The sequence below is a fragment of the Tabrizicola sp. genome, assembly GCF_051645465.1.
GTDB lineage: Bacteria > Pseudomonadota > Alphaproteobacteria > Rhodobacterales > Rhodobacteraceae > Tabrizicola.
In genome coordinates this window covers 1-14,300 of sequence record NZ_JBOFBI010000008.1, presented here as the reverse complement: position 1 = coordinate 14,300, position 14,300 = coordinate 1, and the positions used below count along the sequence as shown (strand labels likewise).

Sequence of the window (14,300 nt, the reverse complement as noted above, 5' to 3'; positions counted from 1 at the left end):
TCCGGCGGGGATATTTGGGCAAAGATGAATTTGTCGGGTAGATCAGGGGATTGTGTGGGGCACAAGATTGGCATGGTCGGGGCGGCGGCGTTTGGGTAGGTCAGGCGGATGGATGATGTGGCCGCCCCTCCCCGCCCTGCCGCTGCGAACGAGGATACCCTTCCAGGGTTTCTCTTCGCGCTGACGGCGTATCTCCTTTGGGGATTTCTGCCGCTTTACATGAAGGCGCTGGCACATATTCCGCCGGTCGAGGTGATTGCGCACCGGGTGGTCTGGTCGGTGCCGATTGCGCTGGCGGTCCTTTGGTGGCTGGGGCGGACGGGTGATCTGCGGGCGGCGATGCGGTCTCCGCGGATGCTGGGGATGGCTGCGGTGACGGCCGCACTGGTTTCGGTGAACTGGGGGATCTATGTCTGGGCGATCGGGTCTGGCCATGCGCTGGATGCGGCGCTTGGGTATTACATCAACCCCTTGTTCTCGATCTTTCTGGGTGCGGTCCTTCTGCGCGAGCGGATCGGGCTTTGGCAGGGGGCGGCAATTGGCCTCGCAGTGATCGCGGTGGCGATCCTGACCTGGGAGGCGGGGCGGCTGCCGGTGGTGGCGCTGGCGTTGACGCTGACCTGGGGGTGCTATGCGTTCCTGAAGAAGTGGCTGCCGATCGGGCCGAACCAGGGGTTCGCGCTGGAAGTGCTGATCCTCTTGCCGATTGCGCTTGGCTATATGCTCTGGCTTTGGGGCGCGGGCACCGGGCATTTCCTGCAAGGGGTGGTCTCGGACGATGCGCTGCTTCTCGGCTGCGGGCTGGTGACCGCGGGGCCTTTGATGATCTATGCCAACGGGGCGAAGCGGCTGACGCTCTCTACCATCGCGATCATGCAGTACATAGCACCTACGCTGATCTTCCTGACGGCGGTCTTCGTCTTTGACGAGCCGTTCAGCGGGGTGAAGCTAGTGGCGTTTAGCCTGATCTGGGCGGCCCTGGTGATCTACTCGGCTCCAGTTCTGGCCGGCCGCCTCAGGGATCCGGCCGGCTGATCTGGCCGCCGCCGACGAGGGCCGGGGCGCCGGTGGTGTCGGGGCCGGAGGTCGCCATCCGGCGCAGGACGCGGACGGCGAGGAAGGCGAAGGCCTGGGCTTCCAGCATGTCGCCGTCGAGGCCCACCTCTTCGACCGGGTCGATCTGGACGGGGATCCTGCGGCGAAGCTCGGCCATCATGGTCGGGTTGTGCCTGCCGCCGCCGGTGACGAGAATGCGTTTCACGGGCGAAGGGAAGTGGATCTGGGCGGCCGCGACCGAGGCTGCGGCAATCGCTGTCAGGGTCGCTGCGGCATCTTCGTCGGAGAGCATTTCCAGCCGGTCGATCAGGCCGTGAAAGTCGTTCCGGTCCAGAGACTTGGGCGGCGGGTGGTCGAACCAGGGGTCTTTGAGGACGGTGGCAACGAACGCTTCGTCAACCTCTCCTTGCGCGGCGAGCGCGCCGCCTTCGTCGCGCGGCAGCCCGCGCCGGGTGAGCATGAGGTCGTTCAGGGGGGCGTTCGCGGGGCCGGTGTCGAAGGCAAGGAGCGCTCCGGGGCTTTCGGGGCCTGGCGCTGTCGGGTCGATCCAGGTCAGGTTGCCGACGCCGCCGAGGTTGAGGAAGGCCAAAGGCTCGGTCGCGTTGATGTGGCGGGCGAGCGCGTAGTGATAAAAGGGCGCAAGCGGGGCGCCCTGGCCGCCGATGGTCACGTCGGAAGAGCGGAAGTCCCAGACCGTCGTCAGGCCAAGGACCTGGGCGAGAACAGCGCCGTTGCCGCATTGGTGGGTCCCCTGCCCTGCCGGATCATGCGCCAGGGTCTGGCCGTGGAAGCCCAGAACCTCGGCACCGGTGAAGCGGGCCAGAACTTCGGCATGAGCGTTTTCAACGACTTCGGAGGCGGCAGCGACTTCAGGGCCGCCTTGCCATTGCCCAAGGGCGGCGCGCAAGGTCGCCTGCTCTTCGGGCGCGTAGGGGCGGTAAGCCGAGGGACCGAAGGCAAAGACGGCATGGCCGTCGGTCTTGATCATTGCGGCATCGACGCCGTCGAGCGAGGTGCCGGACATTGCCCCGAGCGCCCACAAAGCCCCTTCCTTCCGCATCTTCCCTTGGACCCTGAGCAAAGCTATACCGCGCGCATCCTAGACCGAGGCGGCCATGAACTACCATCCGAAATCTGATTTCATGCGCGTGATGTTCGAGCGGGGCTTTGTGGCCGATTGCACGGATTATCAGGCGCTGGACGAGGCGCTTCGCAAAGGGATCGTACCTGCCTACATCGGTTACGATGCGACGGCGGCGTCGCTGCACGTAGGCCATCTGATGAACATTATGGTGTTGAGATGGTTGCAGAAAACCGGCGGGAAGCCGATCACTTTGATGGGCGGCGGGACGACGAAGGTTGGCGACCCGTCGTTCCGCGCCGATGAGCGGCCGTTGCTGACGCCTGCCAAGATCGACGAGAATATCCGCGGGATGCAGAAGGTATTCGCGCGGTACCTGTCCTATGGCGATGGCCCGACCGACGCCATCATGCTGAACAATGCCGAATGGCTGGACAACCTCAACTACCTGGAGTTTCTGCGCGACATCGGGCGGCATTTCAGCGTCAACCGGATGCTGTCGTTTGAGAGCGTGAAGTCGCGGCTGGACCGGGAGCAGTCTTTGAGCTTCCTGGAGTTCAACTACATGATCCTGCAGGCCTATGATTTCCTTGAGATTCATCGCCGCTATGGCTGTCTGTTGCAGATGGGCGGGTCGGACCAGTGGGGCAACATCATCAACGGGATCGACCTGACCCGCCGGGTGATCGACGAGGAGATTTTCGGGCTGACCACGCCATTGCTGGCGATGAGCGACGGACGGAAGATGGGGAAGTCGGCCTCTGGTGCGGTGTGGCTGAACGCCGACATGCTAAGCCCTTACGAATTCTGGCAATTCTGGCGCAATGTGCCGGATGCGGATGTGGCAAAGTTCCTGAAGATCTTCACCGAACTGCCGGTTTCGGAGTGTGACCGGCTGGGTGGGCTTGGCGGGTCGGAGATCAACGGGGCCAAGATCGTGCTGGCGAATGCGGTGACGACGCTTCTGCATGGGGCCGAGGCCGCTGCGGCTGCGGAAGCGACGGCGCGGGAGGTGTTCGAGCGGGGGGGGATCGGGGAGGATCTGCCGACGGTGACGCTGGAACCGGGCGAGCTGGCCGATGGCGTTGGAATCGTTCAGCTTTTCGTCCGGGCGGGGCTGGCGGCCAGCGGCAAGGATGCCAAGCGCCTGATCGCGGAGGGCGGGGCCAAGGTGAATGACGAGATCGTCACCGACGTGGCGCTGCGCTATGGGGCGGGGCATCTGGCCGAGCCGCTGAAGCTGACCGCGGGCAAGAAGCGGCATGCGCTGGTGGTGCTGGGTTAGGGCGATCTGACCGGGCGGGACAGTCACGTCCGGCCCACCCGCCTTTCCCTTGAAACCTCCTCGAGCACTTCGTGCACTCGTCGGTGGTCGACCTGCGAGGAGCACACGAAGTGCACGACGAGCCGTTCGACCGGGCTGGACGGCGTTCTAGACCCTGTCCTGAAGTCTCATCTCGTCGTCGATCAGGCGCAGGGTCTCGGGCGTCCAGCGCCAGAGGATCAGATTGCGGGCCTGGGGCGGGGCGAGGCGGGCGTAGCTGGGGGCCAGCATTCCGGCGAAACCGGCCTCGGACAGGCGGCGGGCGAGGCGTTGGGTGGGGGCGTCGCGGCCTGCCGCCATGTGGGCGCGCCAGTCGTTCGCTGCAAGGGCGGCGGGTGTCATGCCCTGCCCTGCGAGCTTCGACGGATCGGTCGCGTCGAAGACCGGCTCGACATCGGCGTGGAAGCTGACGAGGATCGTCGGCTGCAGGGGCTGGCCGATCTGGCTGACTTCGCGGACCGCCGTCACCGGGTCGAGCGTGCAGTAGAGCGCGGGCATGCCTTTGGGGTTGAACCGTCCGCCGTAGCGCCGCGCGCCTTCGCCCGAGAGCGGATCACCGACCCAGACGGGGTTCAGCGCGCGGTAGACGACGGCTTGGAGCCGCATCAGGCGTAGGCGCCTGCGTCCACGGCGTCGATATAGTCCACCACCTCATCCGCGCGGCCCTCGCGCACAAGGTGCATCGCGGTCATGCCGCCGTAACCGGCAAGGGGTTCGGAGCGGTACCAGGCATAGGCGAGGAGGTCGGAGCCGAAGCGGGGGGAGACGCGGTTCAGGATCTCCATCATCTCGCGGAGACGGGTCTGGGTCTTGGGGTTGGCGATCCGGTCCTTGCGCGAGAGCGCATCGCGGCCAAGGCCAGTGGACCGCGCGACGTCATCGACCGTCGTCAGAAGCTGTTCGGCGATCAACCGGGGCGAGAAGCCGGGGCCTTCGGTAGCGCGGGCAAGGGCGAGAGACATGGGAACCTCCACGGATACTGACGTAATATAGCGTCAATATCCGTGGAATTCAAGGGTCACTCCTGGACGGCAACCTTGGTCATCACGTCCGGCGCGCTTGAAACCTCGCCGTTCTTGCCGTCGCCGCGCTTGATCGCGTCGACGATCTCCATGCCCGAGACCACGTTGCCGACGATGGTGTATTGGCCGTCAAGGAAGCTGCCGTCGCCGAACATGATGAAGAACTGGCTGTTGGCCGAGTTCGGGTCTGCAGAGCGGGCCATGCCGACGACGCCACGCTGGAACGAGAGCTTCGAGAATTCAGCGGGGATGTCGGGGAGGGACGAGCCGCCCGTGCCTGCCGCCACAAGGTCGCCCCCGGCCTTGCCGTTCGAGACGTCGCCGGTCTGGGCCATGAAGCCGTCGATGACGCGGTGGAAGACCACGTTGTCGTAGGCGCCTTCCTTGGCGAGTGCGACGATCTGGGCCACGTGCTTCGGGGCGACGTCGGGCAGAAGGTCGATGACCACGGTGCCGTTCGCGGCGCCTGCAACCTCGATCACGAGGTTCGGGCCGGGGCCGTCGGTGGCGTCCTGGGCAAGGGCGGGGGTCGCGGCGAGCACAAGGGCGGCGGCCAGTTTGCGGATCATGTCTTGTCCTTTCAGACTAATGGTGCAGCCGGTTTGTTCCCGGCTTTCCGCGCCGCGTCAACCGCCCGGGCTTCACAAGAGCGGGTTCTGGCGGTGTTCAGGAGCTTGGCTTGCGCTTGCCGGTCCAGGCGAAGCCGTTGTCGGGGCTGTCATGCGGTTTGGGCAGGGTGTCGTCGTACCAGCTGCCGGTGAATTCGCTGGCGTCCGGTGTGAAGCGCAGGACGAGCGCGCCGCCGCCAAAGACATCACGCCAGCTGCATTGCAGGATCGGAGAGGCGTAGGCGCAATCCATCAGCACCCCGCGCGCCTGGCTTTGACCATCCATATAGCTGTAGCTGCCCGTGACGGTGCCGTCGCCCGCGACTGCCAGGAAGGTGCTTAACGCCGAGCTGGCGTCCCCGACCTGGATTTCGCCTTCGTAGGTGCCCGCGAGCTGGGCGTCAGCAAAGGCCGCGCCGGCGGAAAGCAGAAGGAGAGCAAGCGTCAGCCGCATCGGCGCCTCCCAAAAAAGCAATCGGGGCAAGACTGCCCTGCCCTGCCCCGTCTGACAAGCCCGGCGTTCCCGCCGCTAGGCTACGTCAGCTGCGACGCGAACGGTGAGCATGCGGTCGGGGTTCGCGGGCGGCTCGCCCTTCGCGATCTTGTCGACATGCTCCATGCCCGAAATCACCCGGCCATAGACGGTGTACTGGCCGTTCAGGAAATGGTTGTCCTTGAAGTTGATGAAGAACTGGCTGTTGGCCGAGTTCGGGCTTTGCGACCGCGCGGCCCCGAGCGTGCCCCGGTCATGCGGGAGCTTGGAGAATTCCGCCGGAAGGTCGGGATAGGACGACCCGCCCGTCCCCGCCCGGCGCGGGTTGTAGTTGGGGCTGGCCATGTTGGCGTTTTCGACGTCGCCGGTCTGGGCCATGAAGCCGTCGATCACCCGGTGGAAGGCCACGTTGTCATAGGCCTTGTCGCGGGCAAGCTGCTTCATCCGCTCGGCGTGCTTGGGTGCCACTTCGGCGTGAAGTTCGATCACCACTTCACCGTCCTTCAGCGTTACGATGATGGTGTTCTCGGGGTCCTTGATGTCGGGCATCGGGCTCTCCTTCGTTTCGTTCGGGCGCGACCCTACCGGCGGCTTCCGCCCATGGGAAGGGCAAAGCGATGGAAGCAGTTGACGGGACCGTGATCGCGCGGGCAATAGCAGGCAACCAACAAGGAGGAGACGGTGATGCCCTGGAAAACGCTGGACGACATGGACCTTGCTGGCCGCGTGGTTCTGACGCGGGTGGACATCAACGTTCCGATGGAGGGCGGGCGGGTCACCGATATGACCCGGATCGACAAGATCAAGCCAACGGTGGATGACGTCATTGCGAAGGGCGGCAAGGTGGTGCTGCTGGCGCATTTCGACCGACCGAAAGGCAAGGTCGTGCCGGAGATGAGCCTGGGGCATGTCGTCGAGGCTTTGGCGGGATCGCTGGGGCGCAAGGTTCTGTTTGGCGCGGATTGCGTGGGGGATGTGGCGGCTGCGGCGATTGCGAAGGCGGACAAGGGTGAGGTGGTTCTTCTGGAGAACACCCGCTTCCATGCGGGGGAAGAGAAGAACGACCCGGACCTCGCGGCGCAGATGGCGAAGCTGGGGCAAGTCTATGTAAACGATGCTTTTTCGGCGGCGCACCGGGCGCATGCCTCGACCGAAGGATTGGCGAAGCTGCTGCCTGCGGCTGCCGGGCGGCTGATGGAAGCGGAGCTTCGCGCGCTGGAGGCGGCGCTTGGCTCACCGCAGCGGCCGGTGGTGGCGGTTGTGGGCGGGGCGAAGGTTTCGACGAAGATCGAATTGCTCGCGAACCTGGTCACCAAGGTCGACCATCTGGTGATCGGCGGGGGCATGGCGAACACGTTCCTCGTGGCGGAGGGGATCGAGGTCGGCAAGTCCCTGGCCGAGCGGGAAATGGCCGAGACGGCGCGGGAGATCCGGCATCGGGCGCAGAAGGCGGGGTGCCAGATCCACCTGCCGGTGGACATCGTGGTGGCCCGCGAGTTCAAGGCGGGGGCCGACAGCCAGATCCTGGCCGTGCGCGACTGCCCGCCCGATGCGATGATCCTGGATGCGGGGCCGAAGACCGTGGCGGCAATCGAGGCCGTGTTTGCGGCGGCGAAGACGCTGATCTGGAACGGCCCCCTTGGGGCGTTCGAGATCGAGCCGTTCAACGCGGCGACCAATGCGGCGGCGCAGGCGGCGGCGCGGCTGACAAAGGCGGGGACGCTGATCAGCGTGGCGGGCGGTGGCGACACGGTTGCGGCGCTGAACGCGGCGGGGGCGGCCGAGGGCTTCACCTTCATCTCGACCGCCGGCGGCGCGTTCCTGGAGTGGATGGAGGGCAAGACCCTGCCCGGAGTCGCCGCGCTGGGGTGACGCTGGGTTACCTTTCGCTATTGAACCGATGAGTTCAGTTCGCTATGTGCGCCGCAACCGACAAGGGAGACGGCGATGGATTGGGCATTGGTGACGGGGGCCTCGGAAGGGCTGGGGCGTGAGTTTGCCGATCTGGCGGCCGCAGCCGGGCATCCGGTGATCCTGGCAGCGCGGCAGGCGGAGAAGCTTGAGGCGCTGGCGGCTGATCTGAAGGCCAAGCACGGGGTCGAGACGCTGGTCATCCCGGTGGACCTTTCCGACGCCGCCGAGGCCGAGCGGCTTTGGACCGAGGCATCCTCGGGCCGTCGGATCGGGGTGCTGGTCAACAATGCGGGGCTGGGCCGGAATGGGGCCTTTGCCGATGCCGAAGGCTGGGGCCGGGAATGGGCCTCGCTGCAGGTGAATGCGGTGGCTCTGACGGTGCTGATGAAGCGGGCGGTTGTTGCCATGGTGGCGCAAGGGGGCGGGCGGGTGCTGAACGTCGCCTCGACCGCTGGGTTCGTGCCGGGGCCGCAGATGGCGGTTTATCATGCGACGAAGGCTTATGTGCTGAGCCTGACCGAGGCCGTTGCGGACGAGCTGCGCGGGACGCCCGTCACGGTCACGGCGCTTTGCCCGGGGGCCACGAAGACCGAGTTCTTCAAAGCTGACGAGGCGGAAAGCGCCAACTGGCTGACGAAAATGCCGCTGCCGACGGCGCGGTCGGTGGCCGAGGCGGGATGGCGGGCGATGCTTAGGGGGCGGGTGATCCACGTTCCCGGAATCAACAACAAATTCAGCGCCTTCCTGCCCCGCATTCTGCCACGCAGGATGGTCGCGCGGGTAACCGGCATGCTTTTGCAGCGCCGCTGACGCCTGCACGGTTGCGATAGCCTTGGCTTGACGGTATTCCCCGTCGCAACGAACGGGAGAGCGACATGACCAACGCAAAGATGACCGAGCAGGTGCGGAACGGACGGGGCTTTATCGCGGCCCTTGACCAGTCGGGTGGATCGACGCCCAAGGCCCTGAAACTCTACGGTATTTCCGAAAGCGAGTATTCCGGCGAAGTCGAGATGTTCGACATGATCCACGCGATGCGGGCGCGGATCATCAAGTCGCCCGCCTTTACCGGCGACAAGGTGGTGGGGGCGATCCTTTTCGAGCAGACCATGGACCGGACGATCGACGGGATCCCGACGGCGACCTACCTTTGGGAAAAGCGCGGCGTCGTGCCTTTCCTGAAGATCGACAAGGGGTTGGAGGCGGAAGCGGACGGCGTTCAGCTGATGAAGCCGATCCCTGGGCTTGACGCGCTTCTGGCCCGCGCCGCGAAGGCGGGGATCTACGGGACCAAGGAGCGGTCGGTGATCAATGCCGCGAACCGCAAGGGGATTGCGGCGGTCGTCGCGCAGCAGTTCGAGCTTGGGCGGCAGGTGGCGGCCCATGGCTTGATGCCGATCCTGGAGCCTGAGGTCACGATCTCGATTGCCGACAAAGCCGAGGCGGAGGCGATCCTGCAGGAAGAGATTCTGAAAGCTCTGGAAGGACTTGAGGGTCAGGTCATGCTGAAGCTTTCGCTTCCAACAGTGCCCGATTTCTACCAGCCGCTGGTCAAGCACCCGAAGGTCCTGAAGGTGGTTGCGCTGTCGGGCGGGCATAGCCGCGACGAGGCGAACAAGATCCTGGCGCAGAACCACGGGATCATCGCGAGCTTCAGCCGGGCGCTGAGCGAGGGGCTTTCGGCGCAGCAGTCGGACGCGGAGTTCGACAAGGTGCTGAAGGGTGCCATCGACAGCATCCATGCGGCCTCGATCACCTGAGCCACACTTCAGCCGAGCTGAGTAACATTTCCGCCAAGCTTCTGGATTCCGGATGTTTTCGGGATTCACAAGCGATTCGCGATATGCCATGATTCGCCGCAGGCCTCCGCTGAAGAGAGGCCATCTGAGGCGCGAATGACGGCAGTACACACGCAGCGGGGGTTCGGGGGGTTGGCCTATCTGGCCTTTGCCTGTGCCCTTGGGGTCTACTTCACCTTTGCCGCCGTGCAGGGCGACTATGGCATGTTCCGCCGGGTGGCGATCGATGCCGAAGCCGAGACCCTGCGCACCGAGCGGGACCGGCTGGCGCTGGAACTGGCCGAGATGCAGAACCTGACACACCGGCTGTCGGACGAGTACCTTGATCTGGACCTTCTGGACCAGCAGACCCGCGACGTGCTGGGCTATATGCGGTCGGACGAGATCGCCATCCGTTAACCCCTTGCGAACGCTGGGTTCACTGGCCGGGTTTCCAGAAGGTTATGCGTCTTCTTTTCATCTTCCTTCCGTCTCTACGCGCGGAGAGACGGAAGGGTGTTAACCACGGGACGCGAATCGTGGGTCAGGTGAGGTCGCGATACCGGCCGTTCAGCATCTCGAAGACCTGGGCGTAGCTGCCGTCGGCCTCGGCCTTGCGGAGAAAGCCGACGCGCTCGACCAGGACTTCGTCGGGGATCGGGTCTTTGGCCAGGATCGACATCACCTCGTCGATGAAGGCGTCGAAGGGCATGGCATGCGGGCTGTCTTTCTGGCCGGGCATCAGGTCGGTCTGCACCGCTGGCGGGGCGAGTTCGTGGACGGTAACTCTGGTGGCCATGAGCTGCATCCGAAGCGATTGGGTCCAGGAGTGGATCGCGGCCTTGGTCGCGGAGTAGGTGGGCGTGGCCGCCAGCGGCACGAAGGCGAGGCCGGAGGAGACGGTGATGATCTTCGCGGCAGGCTGTGCAAGGAGTTGCGGCATAAGCGCATGGGTCAGGCGGATCGGGCCGAGGAGGTTGGTGGCGATCATCGCCTCGGAGAGGGCGACCGGCGTCTGGTCTGTGCCCAGGCGTTCGGCCTGCATGATCCCGGCGTTCTGGATCACGATGGAAAGGTCGGGATGATCCTTGGCAAGACGCGCGGCAAGATTGGCTATGGCTGCGGGATCGGTGATGTCGTTCTGGATGCCGGTCATGCCGGGCTGGCCTGCGGTGGCCTCATCAAGCAGCGCCTGGCGGCGACCGGTGAGGATGACGCGGTTGCCCTGGGCATGCAGGCGTTGGGCAAGGCCAAGGCCGATGCCAGTGGTGGCGCCGGTGACGAGGATGGTGGCATTGGTGATCATGGGGGAGCTCCATCGGTTGGGTCTTGCCTATCTAGGAGCATCAGTTACCATTGGGAAGAAGGCACCCAAAAGTTCTATACGCACTAAATGGAGAGTGTAATGCGCCCTGCCCCGGAAAGCACCCCGTTGCTGAAGGATATCGATCCCCGGCTGAATGCTTTGGTGATGGACCTGATTGGCCGGGTGGCCGACAAGTGGACAATGGCAATTCTGGACGCGTTGGGCGAGGCGGGTAAACTGCGCTTTACCCGGCTGGCAGAAGCGGTGCCGGGGATCAGCCAGAAGATGCTGACCCAGACGCTGCGGCAGATGGAACGCGACGGGCTTCTGGTCCGCACAGTGCATCCGGTGGTGCCGCCGCATGTCGACTATCAACTGACCGACCTGGGTCTGAGCCTGGGCGAGGCCTTCTGCGGGGTCTGGATCTGGGCCGAGGAAAACCGTGAACGGATCGAAGTTGCCCGGGCGGCCTTTGACACGCGGGGGTGAGGGGCGAACGAAGGACGTTCGCCCCGTCTGGCAGGCCTAGGCTCCCATCGGGATGTTCATCGGCTTGCCGGTTTCGAGCCAGGTCTTCAACTGGTTGAAAATCTTGATCCAGCCCGCACGGATGCCGGCGTCTGCTTCGGTCAGGCCTTCATGCGTCAGGACCAGGCGGACAAGATCGCCCATCGGTTCCAGAACGTAGGTGACGCGGGTCGTAGCACCCGGTTTGCCGGTGAAATGCGGGATGAAGGTTGTGACGAGTTTGCGCGGCGGATCGACTTCGAGGATCTCTCCCGACAGCATCTCTTTGCCGTCAGGCCAGTCGTAGCCGAGCTTCGAGCCCTTCTTCCAGTCAGACCGGACGGCCGTATTGAAATAGTAGTTGGCGGTGTCCTTTGGGTCGGTCAGGGCCTGCCAGAGGCGCTCGGGCGTTGTGCGGATGTAGGTTTCGGTCTGGTAGACGGTTGCAGTGGCAGCTTGCATCGCGGGTTCTCCTTCCAGGGTTTGACGCAGGTCTTCAAGGCGCCGCGCCCAGGGGCGCAGCATGGGGTCGATCCAGCGGTCCATAAGCCGCTGGAGCGGCATGACGTTGAGGTGCAGGTACTTGAACCGCCCCTCACGCCGCGCCGTGATCAGGCCGACTTCCTCAAGCACCGCGAGGTGTTTCATGACCCCGAACCGCGTCATGTCGACCTCGGCCTCGATCTCGCTGACGGTGCGCCCGTCGCGCTGACGCAGGAGGTCGAGGATCAGGCGGCGGGTGGGATCGCCAAGGGCTTTGAAGATGTCGTCCATGGGGTCTATTATGTGACTAAATACTCACGTGTCAATATGGTCACCTGTTTTCGGCAAGTTGTTGCCGCTGCATGGGTGGCATGCTTTCCGCGGCTGCCCATACGTCAGTTTTGCTTTGACCCAGCAAACGCCGATGCTGTATGGATCGTTTAATACTAAACCATTCCGCTACCCTGGGGAGAAGCCTGATGGCCAAGAAGCCTGACGCGAGACCGAATGTCTCGAAGGAAGAGCTGCTGACGTATTACCGCGAGATGCTGCTGATCCGCCGATTCGAGGAAAAGGCGGGGCAGTTGTACGGGATGGGCCTGATCGGGGGGTTCTGCCACCTGTACATCGGGCAGGAGGCGGTCGTCGTCGGTCTGGAGGCCGCGGCGAAGGAGGGCGACAAGCGGATCACTTCGTACCGCGACCACGGGCACATGCTGGCTGCCGGGATGGACCCCAAGGGCGTGATGGCCGAGCTGACTGGGCGCATCGGGGGGTACTCGAAGGGCAAGGGCGGCTCGATGCACATGTTCTCGAAAGAGAAACATTTCTACGGCGGGCATGGGATTGTTGGCGCTCAGGTGCCGCTGGGGGCCGGATTGGCCTTTGCGGACAAGTATCTGGGCAATGACAATGTGACCTTCACCTATTTCGGCGACGGGGCGGCCAACCAGGGGCAGGTCTATGAGACCTACAACATGGCCGAGCTTTGGGACCTGCCGGTGGTCTTCGTGATCGAGAACAACCAGTATGCGATGGGGACCTCGGTGAAGCGGTCGACCAAGTCGACGACGTTGTTCGGGCGGGGTCTGGCTTATGGCATCCCGGGCGAGCAGGTCGACGGGATGGATGTACTGGCGGTGAAGGCCGCGGGCGAGAAGGCAGTGGCGCACTGCCGGGCGGGCAAGGGGCCGTATATCCTGGAGATGATGACCTACCGCTACCGGGGGCATTCGATGTCGGACCCGGCGAAGTACCGCACGCGCGAAGAGGTCGAGAAGATCAAGACCGAGAAGGACTGCATCGAGCATGTGCGGGATCTGCTGACGCAGGGCGGGCTGGCCTCGGACGAGGAGCTGAAGGCGATCGACAAGGACATCAAGGCGATTGTGAACGAAAGTGCGGAATTCGCCAAAGAGAGCCCAGAGCCGCCGATGGGTGAGCTTTGGACCGACATTTACGCCTGAGGGAAACTGCCGGTTTCGGCATTGGGAGGATAGATAATGGTTGAGTTTGTCATCAGCGTGCTGGTGTTCGGCGTGCTGTTCAAGTTTCTCACTGATGCCTTCGCCAGCATGACAGCTACCTGGCAGTCGTGCTTCATTGCGGCGGGCGTGGGTGCCGTTGCAAGTACGGTCATCGCGTTGGTCTTGTTGAGGCTGCTCATCGGCCTTGGTCTGGGGCTTGCCATCGTCATTACGCTGATCGCGTCGATCCTCGTCCTGGCGTTCGTGATAAAGTCCATCATTCGCGGCGAGGACGGGAGCGAACCGTCGTTCGGAACCGGTGTCGCGGTCGCTGCCGTAAGCCGCATCATCGTGTTTGTCATCGGCCTGATCTTTGGCTGATCGTGCATACCTGCGAGGAGAACTGACCCATGGCAACTGAAGTACTCATGCCCGCACTTTCCCCGACCATGGAGGAGGGCACGCTGGCCAAGTGGCTCGTCAAGGTCGGCGACAAGGTCAAGTCCGGGCAGATCCTGGCGGAGATCGAGACGGACAAGGCGACGATGGAGTTCGAGGCGGTGGACGAGGGGGTTGTCGGCAAGCTTCTCGTGGCCGAAGGGACGGCGGGCGTGAAGGTGAACACGCCGATTGCGGTGCTGGTCGAGGAGGGGGAGTCGGTGTCCGACGCCGCTCCGGTTGCGGCTCCTGCCCCGGCGGCGGCTCCTGTGGCGGCGGAGAGTCGGGCTGAAGCCCGACCTACGGTGGTGGCGTCGGCCGCGCCGGTGGCCCCGGTTGCGGTGTCCGGTTGGCCGCATTCGGACCTGCCGGAAGGTCCGACGAAGACGATGACGGTGCGCGAGGCGTTGCGCGAGGCGATGGCTGAGGAGATGCGGGCCGATCCGACGGTGTTCCTGATGGGGGAAGAGGTCGGGGAGTATCAGGGGGCCTACAAGATTTCCCAAGGGCTTCTGGACGAGTTCGGGCCCCGCCGTGTGGTGGATACGCCGATCACCGAGATGGGCTTTGCCGGGATCGCGACGGGGGCGTCGTGGGGGGGGCTGAAGCCGATTGTCGAGTTCATGACCTTCAACTTCGCCATGCAGGCGATTGACCATATCCTGAACTCGGCGGCGAAGACGCTGTACATGTCTGGCGGGCAGATGGGCAGCCCCATGGTGTTTCGCGGCCCGAACGGGGCTGCGGCGCGGGTTGGGGCGCAGCACTCCCAGGACTATGCGGCGTGGTATGCGGCCATTCCGGGCTTGCGGGTCTGCATGCCC

18 protein-coding genes are annotated in these 14,300 nt (G+C 64.4%); 10 read left to right on the top strand and 8 right to left on the bottom strand.

Features of this window, described 5'->3' with window-relative positions; genetic code table 11:
- Positions 1–108 precede the first annotated feature (108 nt).
- A complete protein-coding gene (rarD, locus tag ACRCSW_RS00380) occupies positions 109–1,035 on the top strand; it encodes an EamA family transporter RarD (protein WP_438702016.1) in 927 nt (308 codons plus the stop codon).
- Here rarD and ACRCSW_RS00375 read toward each other — a convergent pair.
- Complete coding sequence (locus tag ACRCSW_RS00375) at positions 1,016–2,116, bottom strand: anhydro-N-acetylmuramic acid kinase (protein WP_438702015.1); 1,101 nt, start codon at positions 2,114–2,116, stop codon at positions 1,016–1,018. The two genes, rarD and ACRCSW_RS00375, sit on opposite strands and share 20 nt — an antisense overlap.
- Before the next feature lie 55 nt (positions 2,117–2,171).
- Between ACRCSW_RS00375 and tyrS the strand changes: the two genes are divergently transcribed.
- Positions 2,172–3,422 carry a tyrosine--tRNA ligase gene (gene tyrS / locus ACRCSW_RS00370; RefSeq protein WP_438702014.1) on the top strand — a complete coding sequence of 417 codons (1,251 nt, stop codon included), beginning with the start codon at positions 2,172–2,174 and terminating at the stop codon, positions 3,420–3,422.
- A gap of 147 nt (positions 3,423–3,569) precedes the next feature.
- Here the strand turns inward: tyrS and ACRCSW_RS00365 are convergent, their stop codons facing one another.
- The 5 genes from ACRCSW_RS00365 to ACRCSW_RS00345 all read right to left on the bottom strand — a co-directional run bounded on the left by ACRCSW_RS00365 (position 3,570) and on the right by ACRCSW_RS00345 (position 6,133).
- Positions 3,570–4,067: an RES family NAD+ phosphorylase gene (locus tag ACRCSW_RS00365; RefSeq protein ID WP_438702013.1), complete on the bottom strand. Its 498-nt coding sequence runs from the start codon at positions 4,065–4,067 to the stop codon at positions 3,570–3,572.
- Positions 4,067–4,423 (bottom strand): antitoxin Xre/MbcA/ParS toxin-binding domain-containing protein, encoded by a 357-nt coding sequence (locus tag ACRCSW_RS00360; RefSeq protein ID WP_438702012.1) that lies wholly within the window; start codon positions 4,421–4,423, stop codon positions 4,067–4,069. Before ACRCSW_RS00360 ends, ACRCSW_RS00365 begins: the two co-directional genes overlap by 1 nt.
- A 56-nt stretch (positions 4,424–4,479) precedes the next feature.
- The gene (locus ACRCSW_RS00355; RefSeq protein WP_438702011.1) at positions 4,480–5,052 is read right to left on the bottom strand and encodes a peptidylprolyl isomerase; all 573 of its coding nucleotides are present in this window, start codon (positions 5,050–5,052) and stop codon (positions 4,480–4,482) included.
- Between the two features lie 97 nt (positions 5,053–5,149).
- Entirely contained in the window at positions 5,150–5,545 is a 396-nt protein-coding gene (locus ACRCSW_RS00350; protein ID WP_438702010.1) for a hypothetical protein, read from the bottom strand.
- A gap of 75 nt (positions 5,546–5,620) precedes the next feature.
- Positions 5,621–6,133, bottom strand: coding sequence for a peptidylprolyl isomerase (locus ACRCSW_RS00345; protein ID WP_438702009.1), 513 nt, complete (start codon positions 6,131–6,133; stop codon positions 5,621–5,623).
- Between the two features lie 135 nt (positions 6,134–6,268).
- Here ACRCSW_RS00345 and ACRCSW_RS00340 point away from each other — a divergent pair, with 135 nt between their 5' ends.
- From ACRCSW_RS00340 to ACRCSW_RS00325, 4 genes are all read left to right on the top strand, one after another.
- Complete coding sequence (locus tag ACRCSW_RS00340) at positions 6,269–7,456, top strand: phosphoglycerate kinase (protein ID WP_438702008.1); 1,188 nt, start codon at positions 6,269–6,271, stop codon at positions 7,454–7,456.
- A 75-nt stretch (positions 7,457–7,531) separates the two neighbouring features.
- On the top strand, positions 7,532–8,308 hold the full coding sequence (locus ACRCSW_RS00335) for an SDR family NAD(P)-dependent oxidoreductase (RefSeq protein WP_438702007.1): 777 nt from the start codon (positions 7,532–7,534) through the stop codon (positions 8,306–8,308).
- Between the two features lie 65 nt (positions 8,309–8,373).
- Complete coding sequence (locus tag ACRCSW_RS00330) at positions 8,374–9,258, top strand: fructose bisphosphate aldolase (RefSeq protein ID WP_438702006.1); 885 nt, start codon at positions 8,374–8,376, stop codon at positions 9,256–9,258.
- Between the two features lie 135 nt (positions 9,259–9,393).
- Positions 9,394–9,696 carry an FtsB family cell division protein gene (locus ACRCSW_RS00325; RefSeq protein WP_438702005.1) on the top strand — a complete coding sequence of 101 codons (303 nt, stop codon included), beginning with the start codon at positions 9,394–9,396 and terminating at the stop codon, positions 9,694–9,696.
- Between the two features lie 124 nt (positions 9,697–9,820).
- On the opposite strand, the gene ACRCSW_RS00320 is transcribed toward ACRCSW_RS00325, so the two are convergent.
- Positions 9,821–10,582 (bottom strand): SDR family oxidoreductase, encoded by a 762-nt coding sequence (locus tag ACRCSW_RS00320; protein WP_438702004.1) that lies wholly within the window; start codon positions 10,580–10,582, stop codon positions 9,821–9,823.
- 99 nt (positions 10,583–10,681) lie between these two features.
- On the opposite strand from ACRCSW_RS00320, the gene ACRCSW_RS00315 reads away from it, so the two are divergent.
- Positions 10,682–11,071, top strand: a complete 390-nt coding sequence (locus ACRCSW_RS00315; RefSeq protein ID WP_438702003.1) for a winged helix-turn-helix transcriptional regulator — start codon at positions 10,682–10,684, stop codon at positions 11,069–11,071.
- Between the two features lie 36 nt (positions 11,072–11,107).
- Here the strand turns inward: ACRCSW_RS00315 and ACRCSW_RS00310 are convergent, their stop codons facing one another.
- On the bottom strand, positions 11,108–11,863 hold the full coding sequence (locus tag ACRCSW_RS00310) for an ArsR/SmtB family transcription factor (protein ID WP_438702002.1): 756 nt from the start codon (positions 11,861–11,863) through the stop codon (positions 11,108–11,110).
- A gap of 188 nt (positions 11,864–12,051) precedes the next feature.
- Here ACRCSW_RS00310 and pdhA point away from each other — a divergent pair, with 188 nt between their 5' ends.
- The 3 genes from pdhA to ACRCSW_RS00295 all read left to right on the top strand — a co-directional run.
- Complete coding sequence (pdhA, locus tag ACRCSW_RS00305; protein WP_438702001.1) at positions 12,052–13,038, top strand: pyruvate dehydrogenase (acetyl-transferring) E1 component subunit alpha; 987 nt, start codon at positions 12,052–12,054, stop codon at positions 13,036–13,038.
- Positions 13,039–13,074: 36 nt separating this feature from the next.
- A complete protein-coding gene (locus ACRCSW_RS00300) occupies positions 13,075–13,419 on the top strand; it encodes a hypothetical protein (protein ID WP_438702000.1) in 345 nt (114 codons plus the stop codon).
- A 29-nt stretch (positions 13,420–13,448) separates the two neighbouring features.
- The coding region (locus ACRCSW_RS00295) for a pyruvate dehydrogenase complex E1 component subunit beta (protein WP_438701999.1) at positions 13,449–14,300 on the top strand (852 nt) is incomplete at its 3' end.

What these genes read in the sequence shown, in the direction of transcription:
- rarD (WP_438702016.1), top strand. Translation starts at nt 109, where the DNA reads ATGGATGATGTGGCCGCCCCTCCCCGCCCTGCCGCTGCGAACGAGGAT.
- ACRCSW_RS00375 (WP_438702015.1), bottom strand. Translation starts at nt 2,116, where the DNA reads ATGCGGAAGGAAGGGGCTTTGTGGGCGCTCGGGGCAATGTCCGGCACC.
- tyrS (WP_438702014.1), top strand. Translation starts at nt 2,172, where the DNA reads ATGAACTACCATCCGAAATCTGATTTCATGCGCGTGATGTTCGAGCGG.
- ACRCSW_RS00365 (WP_438702013.1), bottom strand. Translation starts at nt 4,067, where the DNA reads ATGCGGCTCCAAGCCGTCGTCTACCGCGCGCTGAACCCCGTCTGGGTC.
- ACRCSW_RS00360 (WP_438702012.1), bottom strand. Translation starts at nt 4,423, where the DNA reads ATGTCTCTCGCCCTTGCCCGCGCTACCGAAGGCCCCGGCTTCTCGCCC.
- ACRCSW_RS00355 (WP_438702011.1), bottom strand. Translation starts at nt 5,052, where the DNA reads ATGATCCGCAAACTGGCCGCCGCCCTTGTGCTCGCCGCGACCCCCGCC.
- ACRCSW_RS00350 (WP_438702010.1), bottom strand. Translation starts at nt 5,545, where the DNA reads ATGCGGCTGACGCTTGCTCTCCTTCTGCTTTCCGCCGGCGCGGCCTTT.
- ACRCSW_RS00345 (WP_438702009.1), bottom strand. Translation starts at nt 6,133, where the DNA reads ATGCCCGACATCAAGGACCCCGAGAACACCATCATCGTAACGCTGAAG.
- ACRCSW_RS00340 (WP_438702008.1), top strand. Translation starts at nt 6,269, where the DNA reads ATGCCCTGGAAAACGCTGGACGACATGGACCTTGCTGGCCGCGTGGTT.
- ACRCSW_RS00335 (WP_438702007.1), top strand. Translation starts at nt 7,532, where the DNA reads ATGGATTGGGCATTGGTGACGGGGGCCTCGGAAGGGCTGGGGCGTGAG.
- ACRCSW_RS00330 (WP_438702006.1), top strand. Translation starts at nt 8,374, where the DNA reads ATGACCAACGCAAAGATGACCGAGCAGGTGCGGAACGGACGGGGCTTT.
- ACRCSW_RS00325 (WP_438702005.1), top strand. Translation starts at nt 9,394, where the DNA reads ATGACGGCAGTACACACGCAGCGGGGGTTCGGGGGGTTGGCCTATCTG.
- ACRCSW_RS00320 (WP_438702004.1), bottom strand. Translation starts at nt 10,582, where the DNA reads ATGATCACCAATGCCACCATCCTCGTCACCGGCGCCACCACTGGCATC.
- ACRCSW_RS00315 (WP_438702003.1), top strand. Translation starts at nt 10,682, where the DNA reads ATGCGCCCTGCCCCGGAAAGCACCCCGTTGCTGAAGGATATCGATCCC.
- ACRCSW_RS00310 (WP_438702002.1), bottom strand. Translation starts at nt 11,863, where the DNA reads ATGGACGACATCTTCAAAGCCCTTGGCGATCCCACCCGCCGCCTGATC.
- pdhA (WP_438702001.1), top strand. Translation starts at nt 12,052, where the DNA reads ATGGCCAAGAAGCCTGACGCGAGACCGAATGTCTCGAAGGAAGAGCTG.
- ACRCSW_RS00300 (WP_438702000.1), top strand. Translation starts at nt 13,075, where the DNA reads ATGGTTGAGTTTGTCATCAGCGTGCTGGTGTTCGGCGTGCTGTTCAAG.